Consider the following 23,495-nt stretch of genomic DNA (forward strand, 5'->3'; position numbering starts at 1 on the left):
CGGTTCCCTCCGACAGTATCACGTTATTTTTAGTCATTCAAAATAACCGCGGGGGACGCCGCGTGATGGATACGACGAGAAGGCCCGATCCGTGAACCGGATCGGGCCTTCTCGTCTGGCAGGGATCAGTCGCGCGGTGCGTCGTTCCAGGACCAGATGTCGTCGCCGCGCAGCACGGCATCGGCGCCGCCGTCGCAGTAGATGGTCTGGCCCGCCATGTGGGTGTTGGCCGGGCTCGTCAGCCACACGAGCAGCTCGGCGATCGAGGATGCGGGCTGGTGGTAGTTCAGCGGCATCGGCACGGCGGCGTCGACCTGCGCCAGTCCCTCAGGGCTCGCGAGCAATCCGGCGGTCATCGCCGTGATGACGGTTCCCGGTGCGACGGCGTTCAGGGGGATGCCGGCGCCGGCCCATTCCTCCGAGACGGACGCGCGGCGGACCCACCGCGACAGTGCGCGCTTGCTCGAGGAGTAGTTCAGGAACCCGCCCTCCGCCGTGGCGGCGAGCTGGTCCCCGATCTCGAGCGCGCGGTTCTCGTCGCCGCTCAGTGCTGCATCGACGAGATCAGCCGAGACGGGCTGCAACGAGGCCATCGAGGAGACCACCGCGGCACGAGGCTGGTCCGCCAGGCTCAGGCTCGGCAGCAGTGCGGTCAGGAACTCGGTCACGCCGAAGTAGTTGATGGCCATGGTCTTGGCGATGGGCGCCGAAATCCCGGCGCATGCGATGACCGCGTCGATGCCTCCGTCGGCAGCCGCGATCACCGCGTCCGCGGCGGCGAGGCGGCCTGCGGGCGTCGACAGGTCGCCCGTGACCTCCACTCCGGCCAGATCGACGCCGATGACGGAGTGTCCCTGCGTGCGCAGCAACTCGGCGGTGGCGGCGCCGATACCGGATGCGGCGCCGGTGATGACATACGTGCGGGTCATTTTTCCTCCAGGGGTGATGGGACGAGATCGGACGACCGGGATGTGGTCGCGAGCGTCGCCCCGGGGAGGGCGGCGACGAATCGGCTGAGGTGAGCCTGGAACTGGGTGATCTCCTGCACGGACCACCCTGCGAGAGCTCCGCCGACCATCTGCTGCCCGGCGTCGACGAGGCGCGCATACGCCACCTGGCCGGCATCCGTCAGCCGTACATCGACCGTGCGTCCTGATCGGATCCGGTCGAAGAATCCTCGAGCCGACATGCGCGAGACCAGCTTCGAGGTGGTGGGACGTGACAGTGCGGCCCGATCGGCCAGGCGGCCGAATCCGAGGGAGCCTCCGCTCATGCCGACCAGATACAGGGCCCGCACCTCGAGAGCGTCGAGGGAGTCGTCGACGCTCTCGGCGATCCGCACCTGCAGTTCGCTCTGCGTCCACTCCGCGACCACTCGGACCAGCGCGTCACGGATGTCATCGAGCTCGTCGTGGACAGCCATGTCTCAATGGTAACAGCTCAGTTGCGTGCGGCAACTATTGGCTTCCGTGGCCTCTCGTCCTCACCCCGGCAGGGTGAGGACCAGAAGAATCCCCCTAGAACGACGCGGACTCGCGCTCCTATACTCGCCAGAACATGAACACGTGGTCTCCGACCCGGCCTCATCACTGATCCATCGACCTGTCGGCGGCCTGCACTCCTTCGTTGCCCTTGTGGCTTCCCCACGAAACGAGCACCATGTCGACGACGTCACAGCCCATTGAGGGTCGACTGCGGAAATTCCTCCTCTCCCTCGTCGCGGTCTTCGCCCTGGTCGGCGCGGGCCTCGTCGTTCCCCTCGCAGCCCAGGCGGCCGAGTCCTCGCTCCGCATCGACAAGCGCGTCGACGGGCTGGATACGCAGGACACCCTCGGCCCTGGAGATGAGTTCACCTACACGGTCGACCTGGTCTGCGACGACGTCGACTGTCTCAACGTCGTGCTCACCGACACGCTCCCGGAGGAGTTCGCGGGGTTCCAGTTCGTCGGATCCTCCTATACGCCGTCTGACCTGCCGCTCACCGCGACCACCACGGGGTGCGTCGAGGAGAACGGCGTCCCCGTCGAGGTCAGCGACGACTGCACCGTCCGCGTGGTCTTCCAGCAGCCGGTCGATGGCGGCATCGGGCTGGAAGCGGGCGGAACCCTCAAACTCAGCGTGGTGCTCCGGGCACCCCTCGATCTGCCCGCGGACTGGCAGCACAACGGCGACACCGTCACGAACACGGCATCGGCCGACTGGGACAACGGTCCAGGCGACCTGCCGGCGACGATCACGGACTCCGCGGATGCGGTCGTCACGGTCGACACCGTCATCGGGGTCGAGGCGAGCAAGAGCTGGACGCCCGCGTCCCAGCAATTCGATCCGGGCGAGACGTCGGAGATCACGCTCGGCGCGCAGAACCAGTCGAACATCGGTGCGGAGACGCTCGTCATCCAGGAGCCGACGACGGCAGCCGACGGCGCGACGACGCTGGCGTCCGACAACCCGTTCCGCGTCGTCGACTTCCAGGGATTCGGGGCGACGACCCTGCCTCCGGCAGCGACAGCCGTGCAGGTCGACGCCTATGTCTACGACGAGGGATCCGGCACATGGAGCTGGCAGGCGGGCACGCCAGGGGCCACCCCGGCTCTTCCCACCGGTGTCGCCCCGGCAGACGTCGGGGGCATCCGGCTGACGTACTCGGGCGGCACGATCGGCTCCGATGCGACCGCGTCCACAGCGTTCTCCGTCGGTCAACGCGCCACGGATCGCAACGACGGCAGCACGCTCGCGACCGGCGACTCCGTCACCAACAGCATCACCTCGACCGTCAACGCCCCGGGCGGAGCGACGGCGAGCGACGACGCCACCGCGCCCTACGAGATCGGACCGCTGACGATCGGGGTGCTCGCGGGCAAGACGATCACCCCCGCCGAGCTCGCGGCAGGGGGCGAGGCGACCGCCGAGCTCACGGCGACCAACACCTCGAACGGTCCCGTGGACAGCCTCACCATCTCGGATCTGGGCTTCTTCGACGCGGACATGGTGTTCGGCGGATTCCCGTCCGGCGTCGACTATCCCGCGGGAGCGACAGCGGGAACCATCACCTGGTACATCGACGGAGTCGCCCAGGCGCCTGTGCCGTTCGCCGACTCCGCGTCTCCGGCTCCGCCGTCGGGGACCGTCACCGGGTTCGTCATCGAGTTCACGGGGGAGATCCCCGCGAACGCGGCCGCCACGATCGACGTCGCGATCGACCCTTCCCTCTCGTTGGTGAGTACCGAGGCGCCGACCCATCAGCGCACGAACACGATCGACGTCACGGCTACGAACGACGTGGGAACGGCAGATGACTCCGCCTCCGCCGACATCGCGGTCTACTTCCCGCAGATCGATGTCGCGCTCGACAAGCGGATCAGCCCGAGGGGTGCGGTCGAGCCGGGGAACAGCGTCGTCGCAAGTCTGACCGCCACGACGGCGACAGGTGTGGCGCAGGTCGATCCGACGCAGATCGTCGTCGAAGACACCTGGCGTGAAGACCAGGTCGACGACTTCTGGAACGCGTTCGACCTCGTGGGCATCGCCCCGACACAGGTGCCGCCGAACACCACGGCGACCGCCGAGTACCAGCGCCCGGACGGCACTTGGGTCACGCTCGCCACGGTGAGCACCGGAGCGACGGCGCAGACGTTCCAGATGAGCCGCGCGGAGTTCGCAGCCGCCCTCACACCTCCGGACACGCCCGCAGACGTCACCGGCGTCCGCTTCACGTTCGACAATCCGGACGGCTTCGCCCAGGGCTTCAGCGTCGAGCCGAACCTCGTCTTCGAGGCGCGGACGGACCTGCGCGACGGATCGGGCCCCACCGACCCGCGTGACGATCCCGAAGACGAGCAGTCGGCGCAGCGACCCACCGTGTACGAGAACGAGGCCACGGCGCAGAGCCACGGCGATGTCGACGGCCTCCCCGACGGCATCGACAGCGCCGTGGTCACCGATCAGGACACGATCGGCGTTCAGACGCCGGCGACCGGCGAGGGCGCGGGAGTCGACGCCGAGAAGCGCTGGGTCGAGACCGGAGACAAGACCACCGACGTCGACTTCGTCGATGCGCAGTCCGGCGCCATCGTGTCCACCCGCAACGAGTGGCGGACGGGGACCCCGGGGATCGACGTCCTCAACCTGACGGATCCCGCGACCGCCCCGGACACCGATCCCGCCGGCGCGGCGACGACTGTCTTCCAGGCGTTCGATCTGCTGAGCATCGACCCCGTCACCCTCGCCGACGATCCGCTGCTGGCCTGGGACGACATCACCGAGGTCTGGCTGTTCGTCGACGGCGCGTGGACACCCATCTCTGCGCCCGGCGGTTCGTGGATGGGAGCGGACGGGTTCATCGGCTACACCCTCACCCCGGAGCAGACCGCCGGAACCACCGGTGTGCGGCTCGTCTACCGTCCGGATGACGCCGCCCGCACCGCCAGCTCCGACCCGACCAGGCCGGAACCCGGCTCCGGGCTCGCCACCTCCGCCGTCGGACAGTACCGACCGACATTCCTCACGTGGGAGCTGCGCAACGTCGTTCGTGACGACAGTGCCACCGCCGACCGCTGGGTGAGCGCCGACCAGACCTTCAACGACGCCGACCCCGGAGTCGTGTGGAACACGCTGCGCGGGGATTGGACCTCGGCGGCAGGGAACGGCAGCGACACGGAGCGCGACAACATCACGCTGATCGATCAGCCGCCGCTCGTGTCCGTCGACAAGACCGTCACGCCGGCGACCGTGACGATCCCGGAGTCGGCTGATGTGGACCCCGCGAACTATCCGACCGTGATGTTCGACATCGCCGCCAGGAACGACAGCACAGCCCGCGCATCGTACGTGCGCGTGACCGATCCGATCCCGTGCACGCCCGGAGCGGCGGACCAGTGTGTGAGCGCAGCCGATGCCTGGGCGGATGACCCCTTCGACGGAGCCGACTACGACGCGGGGACAAACCCCTACGAACGGCTCGACGTGCTGTCGCTCGCGTTCAGCTACCCTGCCGATCAGGTCGACCCGGCGACCTCCACCGTCACGCTGTGGGATCGCGCCGACGGCACCCTGAGCACGCGCACGATGTCCGTCACGGCAGCGTCAGCGCTCGCCGAAGCCGACCTCGCGACCGTGGTCGGTGTCAGTGTCGTCTTCCACGGCATCGACCCCGAGACCGACGGTGGAAGCATCCGTGCCGGAGAGGCTCTCGAGGTGCAGATCGAGACGCGCGTGCGACAGTACGAGCGCTCGGATGCCGGCCAGCTCGTGGAGCCGGGCGCTGTCGCCAATGACGTGATCGCCCAGTCCTATGATCCGGTGCTCACCCCCTCCGGCTCTGCGTCCAGGCCCAACGACACGGCCAGGGACACGGTCGAGTTGATCGGTGCGCTCCTCGATGTGACTCTCGCGAAGAGCATCACCCCGGACGCGATCCTCGAGACCGAGTTGGCGAACCCGGTCACCGTGACGCTCGATGCGACGGACGGCGTCTCGACGGCCGCCACGCAGCAGGTCACGATCACCGATGCGGACGCCGACTTCTGGAACACCGTGCGCCTCGCCCCCGATCCGGCACTGAGCGTGGTCCTCCCCGCCGGCGCCGATCAGGTGCGCATCGACGTCCTCGTCGGGACGACCTGGGCGGAGGGAGTCTTCGCTGCGACGGCCGCTTTCCCCGCCGGAATCGATCCGGCGACGGTGGTCGGGGTGAGGGCTGTGTTCCGCAACGCCGCGGGCGACGTGTTCTCCCGCAACGCGCCACCGGACGACTGGACTGCTCAGCTCTCCTTCGACGTCGTGGTGCTCACCACGCAGCGAGACGGTTCGCCCCTGGTGCTGCCCGCCACCGTCCCGAACGCGGCGACCGCGGAGAGCGCGAGACTCGACGGCCTCTACCCTGCGGCAGAAGACCAAGGCGACGCCGAGCTCGCCATCGACCCGGGGACCCACCAGCTCGACGTCGTGAAGTCGCAGCCGGGAACGAGTCATGTGGTGTCCATCGGCGCGAGCCTGCCCTGGACGCTGCAGTTCACCAACACGGGAACGGGCTTCGTCACGATCGACCAGCTCACCGATCAGCTGCCGGAGTACCTCGACTGGGACTTCTCACCGCCCACCTATCAGACCTCTGCGGGAGGAACGCTCTCCACCGACGTGTCGGCTCTGATCGACGACACGGGCAAGAACGTGACGTTCACCTGGCCCGAGGGCGGTGACCGCATGTCTCCCGGCGAGGTCTTCACGATCACGGTGAACCTGGTGCTGGCTCCGGGGCTCGCTCTCGATCAGTTCACGACCAACAGCTTCGTCGTCACCACCGCTGAGGACCTCGACTCCTGCACCAATGCCTCCGGCAACGGCGAGGGCACGGTTCCGGATCTCGCCGCCGACCAGTGCGGGACGACGAACTACGTGCAGCCATCGCCCGGTGGCGCGCTCGCCGCATACAAGTACGTCAAGGGTGAGATCGACGGCGATCTGGTCGATGGGCAGGTCAACCTGAACAATCCGGACGCTGCCTGCCCGCTCGACCCCGATGGGTACACGCGCACCCCCTGCGCCGCGTACACGGCCGTGGGTGCGACCGACGACTGGCGGCTGTCCGTCGTGAACGGGGGCACCGTCGGGTTCCCGACCGTGTCGATCGTGGATCCCCTGCCGAGGATCGGTGATCGTCTGCTCGCGACCGGCACGGCGCGCAACAGCACCTACGCGCCGGTGCTCCTGCCCGACTCGCTCACCGCGAACGTGCTGCCCAGCGGTGCGGTGTTCACTCTCGACGTCACCACCTCCGCTTCCCCGTGTGTGGGCACCGGACCCACCTCTGCGTGGTTCGACGACCTGCTCTGCGACACCACGGCAACCTGGACTCCGGCCGACTCCTACGGCGGAGCGTGGGAGGACGTCACCGGCATCCGCGTCATGATCGACTTCACGGGTACCGCCACCGGTTCGTTCGGCCCCGGCGACGTGCTGTCTTTGCACTACGAGACGCAGAACGTGCCCGAGTCCACCACCTACCCCGACCTCGCCCCGATCGCCGTCCCCGACGCGGGCGGCATCGCATGGAACCAGATGGGCGCCGTGGGGACCGACGCCGGGGGCCGGGAGTACTCGGTGGCCCCTGTGCAGGCCGGGGTCCTGCTGCAGGACGGCGATCTCGCGGTGCAGAAGGTCGTGGTCGGCGACACAGGGCGGGCGCCCACCACCTTCGACTTCCGACTCGAATGCTCGGTCGCGGGAGTTCCCTTGGCGCTCCCCGCCGACGGGATCATCACCGTCTCGGAGCAGAGCCAGCTGAAGGGGCGGCTCGACGCTCTGCCACTGGGCTCGACCTGTGTGGTCTCGGAGGTCGGAGACGTCGGAGCCCACGGCGAGCAGTCCCGACTCGGAGACGGTCAGACCGTGACGATCACGACACCCTCGGTGGCGGACGCAGAGCCGCCGACGACCCAGACGGCGTCCATCACCAATGTGTACCCGATCCTGCCCCCCGACCCGGTCGTGCCCCCCGGCCCGCTACCGGACGGTGGCGGCGGGCTCCCGACGACAGGGGTGGACGGAGCCTCCGCGTCGCTGCTGGCCGGTATCGGGGTGCTGCTGCTCCTCGCGGGAGCGGTCCTGATCCGTCGTCGGCGAGGTGCCGTGAGCTAGCCCCGGGCGTCAGGTGCACGAACCGTCGACGTCGCAGGACTCCCCGGTCCGCTCCGCCCCGCCGGAGATCGACGGGGCGGAGTATGGAGTCTGCTCGGCGAGGAGTCGCCCCAGATACGTCCCGAGCGCCAGCTCGTCCACGGCGCCGAACGCGATCTGCCGCACGCGCCCCTCCCTGTCGACGATCATCATCGACGGCGTTCCTCTGAGGCCGTAGTGCTGCATGGTGGCGGGGATGGCCTGACCGTCGATCGGGCGGTCGATCGCCACGGGGAACTCGATACGGTACTCCGACAGGAACACCTCGAGCGCCTCCCTTCCCATGACCTCGTGATGCTCGAACACGGTGTGAAGCCCCAGGACCACGAGCTCGCTGCGGTCGAACATGCCGTGGAGGCGCTGAGCGAGGGGAAGTCCGTGGCTCACGCATCCGGGACACAGCATCTGGAAGGCCTCGACCACCACCACCCGTCCGTGGAGCGATTCCGGGCTGACCGGAGCGCTGTTCACCCATTCCGACACGTCGAGGGTGAACGCCGCCGTGTCGATGGTCGACTCAGGCACGCGCGTCCTCCTCGCGTGCCGGCAGCCGCTCGGCGACATACTCGGTGAGGTCTGCCAGGCGGTTCGAGTACCCCCACTCGTTGTCGTACCAGGCCGAGACCTTCACCTGATCGCCGATGACCCGGATGAGTCCGGCGTCGAGGATCGACGAGTGCGGGTCGGCGACGATGTCGGCGGAGACGATCTCGTCCTCGGTGTAACGGAGGATCCCTTTGAGCGGGCCTTCGGCGGCGGCGCGGTACGCGGCCTTCACCTCATCCACAGTCACGGGCCGCGAGGCGGTGACCGTGAGGTCGGTGATGGATCCCGTGAGCACCGGCACCCGCAGCGCGAAGCCGTCGAGCTTGCCCTCCAACTCGGGGATGACACGGCCGATCGCCTTGGCTGCCCCGGTGCTGGTCGGCACGATGTTGACACCGGCTGCGCGCGCGCGCCGCAGGTCGGAGTGCGGGCCGTCCTGAAGGTTCTGGTCGGCGGTGTACGCGTGCACGGTCGTCATCAGTCCGGCCTCGATCCCGAACGCTTCGTGGAACACCTTGGCCACAGGGGCGAGGCAGTTCGTCGTGCAGGAGGCGTTCGAGATGATGTGGTGCCGTTCGGGATCGTAGGTGTGTTCGTTCACGCCCAGGACGAAGGTTCCGTCGTCACCGGTGGCCGGGGCCGAGATGATCACCTTCCGGGCTCCTGCCTCCACGTGCTTCGCGGCGAGTTCCGCCTTCGTGAAGAGCCCGGTGGACTCGATCACGATGTCGACACCGAGCTCGGCCCAGGGCAGGCGGAGCGGATCGCGCTCCGAGAACACGCGGATCGCCTGTCCGTTGACGAAGAGGTGCGCCTCATCATGCTGCACGGGTCCGGCCAGGGTGCCGTTCGCCGCGTCGTACTTGAGCAGGTGCGCGAGCGTGCGCGTGTCGGTGAGGTCGTTGACGGCGACCACCTCGAGATCCGATTGCTTCGCGAGCAGGGCTCGAAAGTAGTTCCGTCCGATGCGACCGAAGCCGTTGATGGCGATCTTCGTGGACATAGTGCTCCCTCCTGTGCCGATTCCGGCGTGATGATATTTTTGGCCTATGCCAAAAATATCACGGCCGGAAGACGTCGGCACGGATCCGTGCACTCGCGAGCGGAGACGACCGCGAGATCCAATGCCGGAATACCGAGGGGTGGGGACGATCCGAGAGCCGATGATGATGATCGATCGTCAGAGCAGGGGAAAGGGACGTTCATGACCAGGAGCCGAGGTTCCATCGACAGCATCGTGCGCTATCCGGTGAAGGGACTCTCCGGCGTGCCGGCACGCGACCCCGTTCGTCTCGATCCCGGTCGTGGTCTGCGCGGGGACCGGGCATTCGCGATAGCCCGCCGCGACTCGACTCCGAGCTCCATGGGATGGCTCTCTCGCGAGCACTTCTTCCACCTCGCCCGCCACGAGCACCTCGCCCGCATCTCACTCGGCCTCGTCGAGGACGGCTCCGACTCCCCCGCCCTGGTCGTCGAGACAGCGGAGGGTATGGCGCGAGGAAAGCGAGGGTCGTCGCTCGCCGGCGAGGTCGGGGCGTTCGATTCGGCCGCCATCGACGACCTCCTGCGTCGAACCCTCGGAGCGGATCATGGCGAGCCCCGCCTGGTCGAGGCCGCCTCCGATGGACTCTGGGATTGGGAGGACGCGCATCTGTCGATCATCAACCTCGCGACCCTCGAGGAGCTGGAGAGGGAGACCGGTGTTCCCGTCGATCGTCGCCGCTTCCGGGCCAACCTCTACCTCACCGGGCTGGCCCCGTTCGAGGAGTTCGAGCTCGTGGGAGCGCGCATCCGCGTCGGGGAGGCCGAGCTCGAGGTGTTCCAGCCGACCGACCGCTGTCGCGCCACCACCATCCGCCCGGTCGAAGGGGTGTCCGACCTCAATGTGCCCGCGCTGCTGGCCAGCCGCTACGGCTACGCATTCTGCGGCGTCTACGCTCGGGTCATCGGCGGAGGCACCGTGCGTGTGGGTGACGCGGTCCGCGAGGAGCCCGGCGCCGTCGCACGTCTGGAGGGCAAGTCCGGGTGGCCGCGCGCTGCCCGGGTGCTGGCCAGAGAGCACGAGTCCGACGACGTCGTCAGCCTCTGGCTTTCGGACCCCCTCGACCTGCTCACGACCGCTCCTCCGGGAACCCACGTGCGGGTGCACCTTCCGGACGCTCCGACTCCCAACTGGCGGTCGTACACGATCTCCGGAACCGCACCGGGGCGGTTCCGCATCAGCGTGAAGCGGGACGGGCGCGTTTCGACGATGCTGCACGATGTCCGTGAGGTCGGCGAGACGATACTCGTCTCGGGGCCCCACGGCGTCGGGGGCGACGATGCATCGAGAGATCTCCTGCTGGTCAGCGGAGGAATCGGTATCACTCCCAGCGTGGCTCTGCTGCGCTCGCGCGTCGCGCGACGCGGAGCAGGACGCATACGAGTCGTGCACAGCGCGCGTAGTTCGACGTCCCTGCCGTTGTGGGCGGAGGCATGCAGGGCGGTCGCCGAGCTCACGGACGCTACGGCACAGCTCCATGTCACCGACACGCCGGCGCCGGAGAGCTGCGAGGGTTTCACGGCCATCGAGGGGCTGATCGATGCCACGGCCCTGGCGTCCATCGTGGCCGACCTGGATCTCGAGCAAGCGGATGCCTCGGTATGCGGTCCGCCGACTTTCGCTGCCGCCATGCGCGCCCTGCTCGTGCAGTCGGGGTTCGCTCCTGAGCGCGTCCACGTCGACCTCTTCTCCTCTCCGGCGAGTTCGGAGTGGGGGCCGCCGCGCGTGCCTCGCGCCGACGTCCCGTTGCGCGTCGATTCGGCTGCGGGCTCCTTCGTGTGGGAGCCCGCGGCGGGAAGCCTGTTGAACGCCGCCGAGAGTGCGGGTCTCGACTGGCCGAGTGAATGCCGTGTCGGAGTGTGCGGTACTTGCGTGCGTACCGTCACACACGGTGAGTTCGAGTACCTCAACGAGCCGTTGTGCGAGCCGGGGCCAGGGCGCGTCGCCGTCTGCAGTGCCGCGCCGCTGACCCCTCTGCGCCTGGACGGCGCGGCTCCCGGAACGTGACTCCGGGGCACTCCGCTTCGGAGGTCAGCGGAAGAGGACCACGAGGTAGACCCCGAAGGTCACCAGGTGTGCGGCGCCGTGCATCGCCGTCACGCGCTTCGCGGCGAAGGTCGTCACCGACAGCAGCAGTGTGACGCCGAGCATCAAGAGGTTCGCCGGAGACTCCGCGAGCACGACCGTCTGGCCGGTGAACATGCCGATGATCAGCACGGCGGGGATCGTGAGTCCGACCGTCGAGACGAGCGCACCGTGGCAGAGGTTGGTGACGCGCTGAGCTTCTCCGCCCAGAGCGGCGCGGACCGCGGTGATCGACTCGGGAAGGAACACGATGCCCGCGATGAGCACGCCGGCGAGGGCGACCGGAGCGCCGAGGCGGCCCAGCCCGTCGTCGAGCAGTGCCGCCATGTCGTGGGACAGGAGCACGATCGGGATGACGGTGACCACCAGCAGGGCGAGCCGCACGAGGACCTCCGTGCGATGCTCGGCGAGAACCTCACGGATCCCGCTGTGCTCCTCCGTGTTCTCCTGGCGCTGCGGACTCTGCAGCAGGCGCGGGTCGACTTCGGTGAAATCGCCCGCCTGCGCGCCCATCTGCCGATAGAGGAAGAACGCGTAGAGCGCGAGGGTGAGCACGATGATCGGGATCTCCTGCGCCACCGTGTAGGACCCGTCCGTGCCGATCAGAGCGGGGAGGCCGAAGGCGAGCGCGACGAGCACGACCAGCATGGACAGGTACGCGGAGGTGCCGGTGCGGTTGTGGGCCATGCCGCGGTGGCGGAGTCCGCCGACGAGGAGGGCGAGCCCGATCACGAGGTTGAGGATGATCATCGCGACGGCCATGACCGAGTCGCGGGCGATGGTCGCATGCTCGCCTGGTCCGAGCATGACGGCCGAGATCAGGATCACCTCGATCATGACGATCGAGAGCGTGAGGACCAGCGAGCCGTAGGGGTCTCCGAGGCGATGCGCGAGGGCTTCCGCCTGCTTCACGACGCCGAACGCGCAGACGAGGATCACCGCGATGATGACCGCGAGCGCGATGACGAGCACCGGGGTGGGCACGGGAGGCTCCAGTACCGGGTGGAGGAGAAGGAGGGCGGCGAAGGCTCCCCATCCCAGGACGACGCGGACGATATCCGTCGGGCCGATCAACGTCTTCAGTTCCGTGCGTGACATCGCCGGACTCCTTCGGGTGGGGCCGTCCCCGAATGATGAACACGACCGGGTCGTCCCGGCCGCGGCGCTGAGTCAGCGCACTGCATCTGATGGTACGCGGTCGGTCGCGGCGGTGGCCTCGCGAACGACGGCGATCTGTCACTCCGGAGCGGAGGACTCGGAGAGCATGCGGATGTAGCGCTCCACGTCGCGGCGGAACGCCGATTCGCGACGTCGACGGCGCTCTACGCATACCCATTGCGCGGTCGCCCACGCGAGGAATCCCGTCGAGAGGAGTAGTTCGAGCCAGATCCCCTGCGGGCCGACGCTGAGGGCCGCAGCGCTGACCATCGCGAACGAAGCGCTGCACAGCACGAGTGTGGCGCGGGCGGTACGGGGTTCGCGGGATGCGATCCAAACCGGCCAGGCGGATGGGTGGTTCACGGGAGACTCCTGTCGGGGTCGTCCCCGGTCTGTCTCACCGTCGGAGGTCGTCCCCCGCCGTCGTGTCCTCTCCAGGGTAGCAAACACGGTACGACGATGGCCGATCCCGTGGAGCCGTCCGTTGTCTGATAGCTTGGCGGCAGGTTCGTTCCTGAACCGGCGGACGAGGGCGCAGTACCCGCACAGCGACAAGACTGACCAGAAGGTCGTCCCGTGTTGCCAGGTGCGTGTGGAACCACCCTGAATCCCGCTCGCCGTCCCCCGTGGACGCCTCTTCGTCGCGCCCGTCGGCGGACGTCTCGCGCTACCGATCGGTCGCGCGCGTTCCTGCATGCGCAGCCTCAGAGCTCCCTGGCCCGCTACCACCGAAGAGGACCGAATCATGTCACGTGAGTCTCCGACTCTGGATCAGACCGCGCAGAAGAAGGAGCCGCCTCTGGGCGGACGCTTCGTCGGTGCCGCATCGAACTACCTCGACGAGCGCACCAGCGTCTCCGGACTCCTGAAGGAGCTGAGCCGAAAGGTCTTCCCCGACCACTGGTCGTTCATGCTCGGCGAGATCGCCCTGTGGGCGTTCGTCGTGGTGTTCATCTCCGGCACGTTCCTCACGTTCTTCTTCCAGGCGTCGATGGTGCCGACCCACTACACCGGCGCCTACGCACCGATGCGCGGGATGGAGATGACGGCGGCCTTCGACTCGGCGCTGCGCATCTCGTTCGACATCCGCGGAGGACTCCTGGTGCGGCAGATCCACCACTGGGCAGCGCTCGTCTTCGTGGCAGGCATCGGTCTTCACATGCTCCGAGTGTTCTTCACGGGCGCATTCCGCAAGCCGCGCGAGCTCAACTGGGTGATCGGATTCGTGTTGTTCATCCTCGCGATGGCGGAGGGCTTCACGGGCTACTCGCTCCCTGACGATCTTCTCTCCGGCAACGGACTGCGCATCATCGACGGCATGATCAAGGGCCTCCCCCTGATCGGCACCTGGACCTCCTTCATGCTGTTCGGCGGCGAGTTCCCGGGGACCGACATCATCGGCCGTCTCTACACGCTGCACATCCTCATCCTTCCGATGCTGGTGATCGCCTTGATCGTGGTGCACCTGATGCTCATGATCATCAACAAGCACACGCAGTTCGCCGGCCCCGGCCGCACGAACGACAACGTCGTGGGCTACCCGATGATGCCGGTCTACGCGGCGAAGATGAGTGGCTTCTTCTTCATCGTGTTCGGGGTGATCGTGGTGCTCGGCACGTTCTTCCAGATCTTGCCGTTCTGGATCTACGGTCCCTACGACCCCTCGCCGATCTCGGCCGGCACGCAGCCGGACTGGTACATCGGGTTCGCCGACGGTGCGCTTCGGCTCGCACCCCCCAACTGGGATGTCGTGATGTTCGATCGCACCTGGTCGTTCGGCATCATCGTCCCGGTCGTCATCATGGGCTTGTTCATCGTCACGGTCGCGATCTACCCGTTCATCGAGGCGTGGGTCACCGGCGACAAGCGCGAGCACCACATCGCACAGCGCCCCCGCAACGCGGCCACCCGCACCGCGATCGGCGTCGCCGGCGTCATCTTCTACGCCGTGCTGTGGGCCGCTGCATCGTCCGACCTCATCGCGACGCACTTCATGCTCACGATGGAAGGCGTCATCCACACGCTGCAGGCGCTGCTCTTCCTCGGACCGATCCTCGGCTACTTCATCACCAAGCGCATCTGCATCGCGCTGCAGAAGAAGGACCGCGAGATCGTCCTGCACGGTTACGAGTCGGGCCGCATCGTCCGCCTCCCCGGCGGCGAGTTCATCGAGGTCCACCAGCCTGTCGACAAGTACGACCGCTGGAAGCTCATCGACGTCGACACCTACGAGCCGCTCGTGGTGCGTCCGAACGCGAAGGGTCGCATCCCGTGGACTGAGAACGTGCGCTCGGCCGTATCCCGTTGGTTCTTCGAAGACCGTCTGGTGCCGCTCACGCAGGCAGATATAGACGCGGTCGACGCGGGGCACGGGCACTACGGGGAGCCGGAGAAGACCGTTGATGAACGATCCGAGCACGAGGCCGTGGACAGCGGGAATGCCGACTCCCGAGAAGGCTGACCGCTGGCGTCCGAGCGCGGCGCACGCACTCGCCGCGCTCGGCGTCGCGCTCGGCTTCCTGTCGGGCGGTTTTCCGGGAGCGTTCGGGGCCTTTGTTGTCGTCGTCGGCATCGCCGCGGTGCGACGTGCACGGCGGCAGCATGCTTCCATTCCGAGATCGGAATGCACCTTCCTCGTTCTGGATGGAGTCGGGGTCGCGATCGCTGCGATGCGCTTCCGGATGGGCGACGGGGATCCGGAGCGTATGACGGAGCATCTGCGTGAGCGCGGATGGAGCCTCCTCGAGCCACCTCTCGATGGGCCGCTCGGGGCGTTCGATCGTGTCGGCGTCGCTTTCCAAGGCGACCGGAGTCTGATGGTGCGTGACCTTCACGGTTTCGGTGTTGGGCCGACCCTCCTCGCCGATCGCATCAGCGACCTGCCACGGGGATGGGGGCGGGCGGCGCAGGAGTCGGGCTACGTCCTCCTTCTCCTCGACGACGGCGCAGAGCCGGGTGCGGCGCCGGTGCTCGGAACCTATGCGGTTCTCGAAGGACTGGGCCGCACTGGCGGTCAGTGATGGAAATTTCCCGGTCAAAAGGAAATTTGACTTCCCCTGGATTCTCACTATGGTCGGAGGTTACGCCAGCCACTGAAGGGGAAGCGAGACACCATGTCCGGAAAGACCAAGAAGGCACCGCAGCTCACACTCAAGGAGAAGCGAGCCGCGAAGCGCGAGAAGAACGCGCCGGCCGAGTTCATCAAGCCCCGCAAGGGCGCGAAGGGCTGAGCGGACTCGACCCGGTGGGCGCATCGGCGAGTTTTGCGCGATGCGCCCACCCGGGGTTTCAGCGGAACACGCGCGTGATGCCGCTCTCGGTCTGGGTGAGCTGGAAGTAGGTGAGGACGTGCGCGATCGGCCGCCGGACGGGGCGGAGCACGCGACGCCGGATGCTGTGCAGAATTCCTCGTCGGGGTCCCCTGACCTCCCACGTGAGCGTCACCTGGATCTGTATTCCCCCAGCGGCATGTTCGAGCGCGAATGCGAGCACCCGTGACGTGTCGACACTCGCGTCCGGATAGGTGAAGCGCCAGGTTACGAATGCGCGGTCCTCGAACCGGTCCAGGAAGATCCGCTGACGTACGTAGGTGTCTTTGACGGACACGTTCTTGCCGTTGCGGACGGTGATCGTCCGTGCCTCCCAAGGGCCGGTGGGTGCGATCGCTGAGCCCACCTCGCCCACCCCGTGATCCCACTCGGGAATGCGGGAGGCCGACGACAGCAACTCCCACACGTCCTCGATGGGGGCGGGGACGAAGATCGAACGCTTAGCGGAGAAGCTGTTCTCATCGATCCTGTCTGTTCGCGCGGGATCGACGACCCGCGTGTCGTCGAGGCGAGATCTCAGCGCGTCCGGGTCCACATCGAGTCGTCGCAGGATCTCTTCGACGAGACCGCTCGGCTCATCCATGAGCGCGCGCAGCACCGCTGCGGAGTCGCCCCGGCGGCCGCCACTCGACGCCGCGGTCCACACCGCGAGCGCCCGGTCCGTCCACTCGTACCCCGAGGTCTCGTGGAAGACGATGCGGCCTGGCTCGTCCACACCTGTGGCGACGCCCACGGATTCGAGCTGAGCGGCGTGCTGAGCCGCGACGGCCGCGCGGGCCGTGTCGAGCCCGGCACCCATGCCGCGCAGGATCTGACCACCCGTGTCGGGGTCGATTGTCAGAGCGAGCAGAAGATGATCGATGTCGGTATCACGCACCCCGAAGCGTGAGGCCTCTTCCATAGAGGCCAGCGACAAGGTGTGCATCGTGGCAGCCGCCTGCACCAATCGGCTCATCATCCCCTCCGCGGAATCTCGATGGACGGATCGATCCGCTTCGAGTGCTTCTTGTGCACGGCCTGGCGGGTCACTCCCAGGGCGTCGGCGATGGACTGCCAGCTCATGCCGGACCGCAGCGCGGCTTCGACTTGCCGCAGTTCGAGCGCATCCGCGAGTCGGCGCAGAGATGCGACCGCGCGCAGCCCTGCTCGGGGATCGGTGGTGTCTGCAGCGATCTGTGCGACCTCGAGGGATTCCATGCTGTCAACCTACGTTGCTCATCCCCGCGCTGTCAACCAAGGTTGCTCACGTTCTCCGTGTTCGGGATTAGTCGCCCGTCGTCCGGGTGTCAACGGTCCTGCGGACCCGCGGATTCCGTTCCACCCTGGTCCTCCCGACGAGAGGAGTGCAGGATGTCGAATCCCGACGTGTATCCCACCGAAGGCGAGCAGCCGGAGACGCAGGGCGAAGACCCGATCGAGGCGGAGCTGGGCGAAGAGGGCCAGGGTGACCTCACTCCGGAAGACGAGGGCGCGGGCCACAGCGGTGACGCTCCCACCGACCTCAGGGACGGCACCGAATGAGCGGGAGCGAGGGAACGCGTCCGGAGGCGGCGACCTCGCCGGTCGAGGGCGACGCCGAATCCCGGATCGCCCAGCACCTCGCCGAGCGCGGGGGCGACCGGCCAGCGGACCCGGGTGACGTACCGGCCGGAGGAGCGGGTGCCGACTCCGGTGCCGCGTCGGCGGTCGGGGTCGAACCCGGATCCCGCTCGACGGTGCCTGACGAGTCGACACACAACGACGACCCGGGTATCGGCACCCGTCGACCCGATGTCGACGAGGGGAATCGCGAAGACGGAGACCCCGGCCGCCGGGCCTGAGGTCTCCGTCCCACGATTGACAGCCGCGTCTGTCAATCGCGGCTGTCAGGCTCGCGTCACACCGTCGACGGGCGCAGCACCACCTTGATGCAGCCGTCTTCCTTCTTCTGGAAGGTGCGGTACAGCTCAGGCGCGTCGTCGAGGGGCGCACTGTGCGTGGTGAGGTCCATCACACCGAGCGGGTCGGCGATGTCCTCGACCAGGGGCACCAGCTCATCCACCCAGTTCTTCACGTTGCACTGCCCCATGCGCAGGGTGATCTGCTTGTCGAACAGCGTCTTCATCGGCATGATGTCGGCGTCGCCCGCGTAAACTCCGCTCAGCGATACGGTCCCTCCGCGGCGAACGGTGTCGATGGAGGCGTAGACGGCGGCCAGACGATCGACACCCGCCTTGTCGAGCAGCTGTCGTGCCGCCGGATCCGGGAGTACGCCCACCGCCTTCTGCACGAACTCGACGCCCGCGTTGCCGTGAGCCTCGAGCCCGACGGCATCCACCACCGAATCGGCGCCGCGCCCGTCGGTCAGGTCCCGCAGCTCATCCACGATCGTGTCGGTGAGGTCGAACGTCTCGATGCCGTGGCGTTCCGCCATGGCGCGACGCTCCGGCACCGGATCGACCGCCAGCACCCGGTGCCCCCGGTGCCGTCCGATGCGGGAGACGAACTGTCCGACCGGACCGAGCCCCATCACCACGAGGGTTCCGTCGTCCGGCACCTGTGCATACTCCACTCCCTGCCACGCCGTGGGAAGGATGTCGCTGAGGAACAGATACCGCTCATCGGGCAGGTCGCTCGCGATGGGGATGTGGTTGTAGTCGGCGAGGGGCACCCGCAGATACTCCGCCTGCCCGCCGGGGACCTGCCCGTACAGCTTCGTGTACCCGAAGAGGGCGGCTCCGCTGCCGTACTCGCGCACCTGGGTGGTCTCGCACTGCGACTGGAAGCCGCGTCGACACAGGTAGCATTCTCCGCACGCGATGTTGAACGGGATGACGACACGGTCTCCCACGGCGAGCGTCTTCACGTCCGCACCCACCTCGACGACGACTCCCATCGGCTCGTGGCCCAGGATGTCGCCGCGATCGAGGAACGGGCCCAGCAGCTCGTACAGATGCAGGTCGGAACCGCAGATCGCCGAGGACGTGACCCGGATGATCGCATCCTCCGGCTGCTGGATGACCGGATCGGGAACCTCCTCCACCGTCACCGTGCGCTTGCCCTGCCAGGTCAATGCCTTCATGATGTCCTCCGATCCTTGGTCTTCGTTCGTCCGCGCCACGCTCGTCGCTCCCAGGGCGACCGGCCACCGGGTTGACAGCTGCCTCTTGACGTGCGGACGCGCGTCTCAGTGGAACGGACAGCCGCGGATCGATCCGCTCTTGCGCACCGCTCCGCCCGATGCGGGTCTGGTCGGCAGTCGTCGCCGGTTCACCTCGAGTCCGGTGTCGAGGATGTCGAGACGCGGATCACTCAGCACGGCGATCGCCGCAGAGAGACCGGCGATCACGAGCTTCTCGCCGGGGCAGCGGTGCCCGGTGGCGACGTCGGCACCGCCCTGCGGGATGAAGGTGCGGATCGACTCGTGATTTTCGACGTCGGTGAACCGCTCGGGTGCGAATCGATGCGGGTGGGCCCACGATTGCTCGTCGGTGTCGGTGCCGAGGATGTCGAGCACCACGCGCCCGCCTGCCGGCACCCGCACGTCGCCGATCTCGATGTCGACGATCGCGCGCCCGGGCAGCATGGGCACGAACAGAGCGGTGCGCCGCACCTCCTGCGCGAACATCACGGCCAGAGGCCCGTTCACCAGCGCATTCCGTTCGACGGTCTCGGCGGCGATCCGCTCGCGCCATTCGGGCCTGTCGTGCAGTTCCTTGGCCGCGAAGGCCACGAAACGCGCCGCGGCGATCATCGGGCGGATGCTGTTCTGCAGTTCGATGCCGGCGAGGCGGGCAGGGAGCAACGAGCCGTCCTGATCGCGGTGGTCGGCCCACTCGGCCAGGGCTGTGCCTTCTTCGGCGTGCAGTGAGCCAGATCGGACGGCATCGATGAGTCGCTCCGCATGCCGATCGGACCACATCCTGTTCACGAAGGCGGCCACGTACTCGGGTGAGTAGGGAACACCGAAGCCGTCGACGATCTGCGCCAGCCGAGCCGCCCATCGGGTCTTCGCTGCCGGTGTACCCGGCAGCCCGGCCCAGCCCATGATCGCGCGGCCGAAGGCGCCGACCGCCGCGTCGTACGCACTGCGGGTTCCCCCATCGAGCCAGGCGTCCTCCTCCACTCTCCACTCGCGCTCCAGCCAGGGAGTCAGGCGCGCGACCTGCGCATCCTCATAGGCCACCTCCACGAACGTCGCTTTGCGGTGTCGGTGCGCCGACCCGTCCAGGCTGTGCACGGACCCGTGTCCGAACAGCGTCTCCTGGACGATCTTCGGCATGGCGCCGTGGCGGGCGATGCGCGACTCGTCATAGAACAGGTCGATGCCCTCGACTCCCCGCACGAACACCGCGTCGTCTCCGAGCAGTCGCATCGGAGCCGACCGTGCACCGGGCTCCGCACGCCGCCAGATGCGTGCGCCGAAGTCGTAGCCCCGGGTGAGGAGCGAGGGCGAATCGTCGTGGACGACCGCGGTGACGGCCTGCACCACGCGTGAGCTCAGTCTTTGCAACATGCTCCGACGGTGCCAGGCGCCGCCTGATCCCTCCAGGGGGGAGCGCTCCGGATCGGAGTGTGCTATCTCCGTCGGATCCGCGATGTCAAGCGGGTCCCCTTGGCGCCTGGATGCCGCGCAGGATGACTCCGCAGGAGCAGACGGCGCTGCAAACAGACGGTGCTGCAAATGGACGGCGCTGCAAGGAGGAGACATGGCGACGAACACCCGTGACCTGGCGTGCACGACGGATGACGTGTTCCGCGTGCTCGCGAACGGCTGGCTCTACCCCGCATGGGTGGTCGGAGCTTCCCGCATGAGAGACGTCGACGAGACGTGGCCGGCGGTGGCGGCGCAGTTGCATCACTCCGTCGGGGTCTGGCCCGTGCTGCTCGACGACACGACCGAGGTGCGCGAGTGGGATCCGCCGCGGCGGGTCGTGCTCAGGGCGCGCGGCTGGCCGATGGGCGAGGCGACGGTCACGCTGCGAGCACGCACGACCCCCTCCGGTTGTCAGGTGCGCATCGACGAGGAGCCCGTCGCAGGGCCCGCGGCGCTGATCCCGCGGTTCCTGACCGCCCCGATCCTGCGCTGGCGCAATGCCGAGACGCTCCACCGCCTGTCATACCTCGCGGAGGGGCAAACCGACTGAGTCCGCTCGATCGGCCGCGGTGTCTCAGCCGAGAGCGAGGGCGACCGCGGCATCCACATGCAGCGCCGTCGTCGGGAACACGGGCACCGGTGCATCGCCGGAGGAGATGAGCAGCTCGATCTCGGTGCAGCCGAGGACGATCCCCTCTGCGCCGTCGCCCACCAGGCGCTCGATCACCTCCGTGTAACGTCGACGGGACTCGTCACGGATGACACCGTGCACGAGCTCGTCGTAGATGACGGCGTGCACAAGCGCGCGATCGTCGGCGCCGGGGACGAGTGTGCGGACCCCGTGCCGCGCGAGCCGTTCTGCGTAGAACGGCTGCTCCATCGTGAACGCCGTGCCCAGAAGCCCGACGGTCTGCAGGCCCGCGACGGTGATCGCCTCACCTGCGGGATCGGCGATGTGCAGGAACGGGATGCCGACCGCCGTTCGGATGCGGTCGGCGACCAGATGCATCGTGTTGGTGGCGAGCACGAGAAGCTCCGCACCGGCACCCTCCAGCGCTGCGGCGCGCGACGCCAGCAGATCACCCGCGGCGTCCCAGTCGCCACGCGCCTGCATCGCCTCGATCTCCGCGAAGTCGAGCGAGTCCATCAGGATGCGAGCGGAGTGGTGGCCACCGCGCTGCGCGCGCACCCGTTCGTTCGCCAGCCGGTACCACTCCAGTGACGACTCCCAGCTCATGCCGCCCAGGACACCGATCGTCTTCATCGACGCACCACTCCCCTCTTCGCCGTCAGGCGTTCCCTGCGCGCATGAACTCCTCGGCATCGCGCACCTGCTCGGCGGACGGTCGGATGCCCGTGTAGAGCACGAACTGCTCCAATGCCTGCAGTGTCGCGACCTCTGCTCCTGTGATCAGGGTCTTCCCCGCTGTGCGAGCCGCGGCGATCAGCGGAGTCTCGGCGGGAAGCGCGACCACGTCGAAGACCACGGACGCGCGTGCGATCGTCTCCTCGGGGAACGCGAGCGCGTGCTCCTCCGCGCCCCCGGCCATGCCGATCGGGGTCACGTTGACCAACACGTCGGCCGTGGCCTCGCCGACCTCCGCCGACCAGTCGAATCCGTACAGGTCCGCCAGCGCACGTCCGCTCTCCTCGTTCCTGGCGACGATGGTCACGCGCGAGAAGCCGGCGTCCCGGAATGCTGCCGCGGTCGCCTTGGCCATGCCGCCCGACCCACGCAGCAGCACCGAGCTCGCAGGATCCAGGTGCTCGCGTTCGATGAGCTGAGCGATCGCCGAGTAGTCGGTGTTGTGGGCGGTGAGCACACCGTCGTCGTTGACGATGGTGTTGACCGAGTCGATCGCGCTCGCCGAGGGATCCATCCGGTCGACCAGGGCGATGACGTCTTCCTTGTAGGGCATCGAGACCGCGCAGCCGCGGATGCCGAGCCCGCGGACGCCCGCGATGGCCTGCGTGAGATCGGTGGGGGCGAACGCCTTGTAGATCCAGTTGAGCCCGAGCGCTTCATAGAGGTGGTTGTGGAAGCGCGTGCCGTTGTTGCTGGGCCGTGCGGAGAGCGAGATGCACAGCGTCATGTCCTTGTTGAGCAGAGTCACCGCATCAGGCTACTCGCGAGTGACGGAGCCCGCGGATTCGGGGGAGAGAGGACGACGGAGGTGCCTCCGTGCTGTGAGTCCCGTCTCCGCCCGAAACCTGCGATCCCTGCGGGATCAGTACCCCGACCTTCTCCGATATCGCGTGGACGAGAGTCCGTGGCGACATCGTGCATCCTCCCCTATGGTGAAGGTGCATGCACACGGGGATTGATCGTCTCCGTCTCTCCCCAGGAGACGGCGGCCCTCCCCAGGGGCAGACGATCCGTGCATGCGATTGGGCCCTCTCGAGTAGTTCAGTCCCCAATGGGCTACTCGAGGGGGCCGCTATCGTCCAGTCTCGCACCGAAGTTCAGATTTGTCCCCCAAAAGGGGGACAAGAGCGTCGAAAAGGAGCTAAGCTGTTCCTGACGCACCCTCCGGTCGTCTTCGGCCCTCATCGCTCCCCCCGCGGTGAGGGCCACACCATTTTCGGGGCGCCTCAGGCGCCGTGCGGGTCGCGAAGCGACGCATGACGGGCGGATGCCGCTCGTGCAACATTTGGATTACCTTCTTGCAGCGGCTATTCCGCTCGGGGCCTCCTCCACTAGCGTTAGCGATGTCGGGGCATCCCTGCGTCGGCTTCTTCATCAGCAGAACAGGCAGTACATGAGCACCCAGGGCACGGTCAAGTGGTTCAACTCGGAGAAGGGCTTCGGCTTCATCTCCCCCGACGACGGAGGCGCTGACGTCTTCGCGCACTACTCCGCCATCCAGTCATCCGGCTACCGGTCTCTCGAAGAGAACCAGCGAGTCGAGTTCGATGTGGCACAGGGTCCGAAGGGCCTGCAGGCAGAGAACATCCGCCCCGTCTGAGACGGGCGCGACACAGAACTCCCCACCGGATCGCGTCCCCGATGCGTCATCCGGCGGGGAGTTCTGTGCTTTCTGAGGTCCTCAGCGCCGCTTCGGCTGATACCCGTCAGCGGGAGGAG

Annotated in this window: 20 protein-coding genes and 1 riboswitch; of the genes, 8 read left to right on the forward strand and 12 right to left on the reverse strand. The window is 67.6% G+C overall.

Going from position 1 to position 23,495, the window contains the following annotated elements:
• Window positions 1-125 precede the first annotated feature (125 nt).
• The gene (locus ABRP18_RS00225) at window positions 126-929 is read right to left on the reverse strand and encodes an SDR family oxidoreductase (RefSeq protein ID WP_113680422.1); all 804 of its coding nucleotides are present in this window, start codon (window positions 927-929) and stop codon (window positions 126-128) included.
• Window positions 926-1,423, reverse strand: a complete 498-nt coding sequence (locus ABRP18_RS00230; protein WP_058630918.1) for a MarR family winged helix-turn-helix transcriptional regulator — start codon at window positions 1,421-1,423, stop codon at window positions 926-928. Before ABRP18_RS00230 ends, ABRP18_RS00225 begins: the two co-directional genes overlap by 4 nt.
• Window positions 1,424-1,659: 236 nt before the next feature.
• On the opposite strand from ABRP18_RS00230, the gene ABRP18_RS00235 reads away from it, so the two are divergent.
• A complete protein-coding gene (locus ABRP18_RS00235; RefSeq protein ID WP_349885218.1) occupies window positions 1,660-7,635 on the forward strand; it encodes an LPXTG cell wall anchor domain-containing protein in 5,976 nt (1,991 codons plus the stop codon).
• Between the two features lie 9 nt (window positions 7,636-7,644).
• On the opposite strand, the gene ABRP18_RS00240 is transcribed toward ABRP18_RS00235, so the two are convergent.
• Window positions 7,645-8,199 carry a peroxiredoxin gene (locus ABRP18_RS00240; RefSeq protein WP_058630916.1) on the reverse strand — a complete coding sequence of 185 codons (555 nt, stop codon included), beginning with the start codon at window positions 8,197-8,199 and terminating at the stop codon, window positions 7,645-7,647.
• Window positions 8,192-9,223: a type I glyceraldehyde-3-phosphate dehydrogenase gene (gene gap, locus ABRP18_RS00245; RefSeq protein ID WP_349885219.1), complete on the reverse strand. Its 1,032-nt coding sequence runs from the start codon at window positions 9,221-9,223 to the stop codon at window positions 8,192-8,194. The genes ABRP18_RS00240 and gap overlap by 8 nt, the downstream gene beginning before the upstream one ends.
• Before the next feature lie 201 nt (window positions 9,224-9,424).
• On the opposite strand from gap, the gene ABRP18_RS00250 reads away from it, so the two are divergent.
• Complete coding sequence (locus tag ABRP18_RS00250; RefSeq protein ID WP_193762117.1) at window positions 9,425-11,269, forward strand: MOSC domain-containing protein; 1,845 nt, start codon at window positions 9,425-9,427, stop codon at window positions 11,267-11,269.
• Between the two features lie 24 nt (window positions 11,270-11,293).
• Here the strand turns inward: ABRP18_RS00250 and ABRP18_RS00255 are convergent, their stop codons facing one another.
• A complete protein-coding gene (locus ABRP18_RS00255) occupies window positions 11,294-12,445 on the reverse strand; it encodes a calcium:proton antiporter (protein ID WP_113680425.1) in 1,152 nt (383 codons plus the stop codon).
• Window positions 12,446-12,583: 138 nt separating this feature from the next.
• The gene (locus ABRP18_RS00260; protein WP_374168956.1) at window positions 12,584-12,775 is read right to left on the reverse strand and encodes a hypothetical protein; all 192 of its coding nucleotides are present in this window, start codon (window positions 12,773-12,775) and stop codon (window positions 12,584-12,586) included.
• Between the two features lie 231 nt (window positions 12,776-13,006).
• Window positions 13,007-13,071, forward strand: a riboswitch (guanidine-III (ykkC-III) riboswitch).
• 179 nt (window positions 13,072-13,250) lie between these two features.
• On the opposite strand from ABRP18_RS00260, the gene ABRP18_RS00265 reads away from it, so the two are divergent.
• Window positions 13,251-14,966: a cytochrome bc complex cytochrome b subunit gene (locus ABRP18_RS00265; RefSeq protein WP_349885220.1), complete on the forward strand. Its 1,716-nt coding sequence runs from the start codon at window positions 13,251-13,253 to the stop codon at window positions 14,964-14,966.
• A complete protein-coding gene (locus ABRP18_RS00270; protein WP_113680428.1) occupies window positions 14,944-15,525 on the forward strand; it encodes a hypothetical protein in 582 nt (193 codons plus the stop codon). Before ABRP18_RS00265 ends, ABRP18_RS00270 begins: the two co-directional genes overlap by 23 nt.
• A gap of 268 nt (window positions 15,526-15,793) precedes the next feature.
• On the opposite strand, the gene ABRP18_RS00275 is transcribed toward ABRP18_RS00270, so the two are convergent.
• Together ABRP18_RS00275 and ABRP18_RS00280 are read right to left on the reverse strand one after the other, a co-directional pair.
• Window positions 15,794-16,789: a Clp protease N-terminal domain-containing protein gene (locus ABRP18_RS00275; RefSeq protein WP_349885221.1), complete on the reverse strand. Its 996-nt coding sequence runs from the start codon at window positions 16,787-16,789 to the stop codon at window positions 15,794-15,796.
• Window positions 16,789-17,031: a hypothetical protein gene (locus ABRP18_RS00280; protein ID WP_046748024.1), complete on the reverse strand. Its 243-nt coding sequence runs from the start codon at window positions 17,029-17,031 to the stop codon at window positions 16,789-16,791. The genes ABRP18_RS00275 and ABRP18_RS00280 overlap by 1 nt, the downstream gene beginning before the upstream one ends.
• A 153-nt stretch (window positions 17,032-17,184) precedes the next feature.
• Here ABRP18_RS00280 and ABRP18_RS00285 point away from each other — a divergent pair, with 153 nt between their 5' ends.
• Window positions 17,185-17,355 carry a hypothetical protein gene (locus tag ABRP18_RS00285; protein WP_156172634.1) on the forward strand — a complete coding sequence of 57 codons (171 nt, stop codon included), beginning with the start codon at window positions 17,185-17,187 and terminating at the stop codon, window positions 17,353-17,355.
• Window positions 17,352-17,654, forward strand: a complete 303-nt coding sequence (locus ABRP18_RS00290) for a hypothetical protein (RefSeq protein ID WP_046748025.1) — start codon at window positions 17,352-17,354, stop codon at window positions 17,652-17,654. Before ABRP18_RS00285 ends, ABRP18_RS00290 begins: the two co-directional genes overlap by 4 nt.
• Before the next feature lie 56 nt (window positions 17,655-17,710).
• Here the strand turns inward: ABRP18_RS00290 and ABRP18_RS00295 are convergent, their stop codons facing one another.
• Both ABRP18_RS00295 and ABRP18_RS00300 read right to left on the reverse strand, forming a co-directional pair.
• Window positions 17,711-18,895 carry a zinc-dependent alcohol dehydrogenase gene (locus tag ABRP18_RS00295; protein WP_058630980.1) on the reverse strand — a complete coding sequence of 395 codons (1,185 nt, stop codon included), beginning with the start codon at window positions 18,893-18,895 and terminating at the stop codon, window positions 17,711-17,713.
• A gap of 105 nt (window positions 18,896-19,000) precedes the next feature.
• Window positions 19,001-20,329 (reverse strand): cytochrome P450, encoded by a 1,329-nt coding sequence (locus ABRP18_RS00300; RefSeq protein ID WP_349885222.1) that lies wholly within the window; start codon window positions 20,327-20,329, stop codon window positions 19,001-19,003.
• 193 nt (window positions 20,330-20,522) lie between these two features.
• On the opposite strand from ABRP18_RS00300, the gene ABRP18_RS00305 reads away from it, so the two are divergent.
• Entirely contained in the window at window positions 20,523-20,960 is a 438-nt protein-coding gene (locus tag ABRP18_RS00305; RefSeq protein WP_061016319.1) for an SRPBCC family protein, read from the forward strand.
• Between the two features lie 24 nt (window positions 20,961-20,984).
• Here the strand turns inward: ABRP18_RS00305 and ABRP18_RS00310 are convergent, their stop codons facing one another.
• Window positions 20,985-21,674: an aspartate/glutamate racemase family protein gene (locus ABRP18_RS00310; RefSeq protein ID WP_349885223.1), complete on the reverse strand. Its 690-nt coding sequence runs from the start codon at window positions 21,672-21,674 to the stop codon at window positions 20,985-20,987.
• Window positions 21,675-21,699: 25 nt separating this feature from the next.
• On the reverse strand, window positions 21,700-22,524 hold the full coding sequence (locus tag ABRP18_RS00315; protein WP_258546250.1) for a shikimate 5-dehydrogenase: 825 nt from the start codon (window positions 22,522-22,524) through the stop codon (window positions 21,700-21,702).
• Between the two features lie 645 nt (window positions 22,525-23,169).
• Between ABRP18_RS00315 and ABRP18_RS00320 the strand changes: the two genes are divergently transcribed.
• Complete coding sequence (locus tag ABRP18_RS00320) at window positions 23,170-23,376, forward strand: cold-shock protein (RefSeq protein ID WP_017203899.1); 207 nt, start codon at window positions 23,170-23,172, stop codon at window positions 23,374-23,376.
• Window positions 23,377-23,495: the final 119 nt, after the last annotated feature.

Origin of the sequence: Microbacterium sp. WHRI 7836 (genome assembly GCF_040223885.2) — a bacterium.
Taxonomy (GTDB): Bacteria; Actinomycetota; Actinomycetes; order Actinomycetales; family Microbacteriaceae; genus Microbacterium; species Microbacterium oxydans.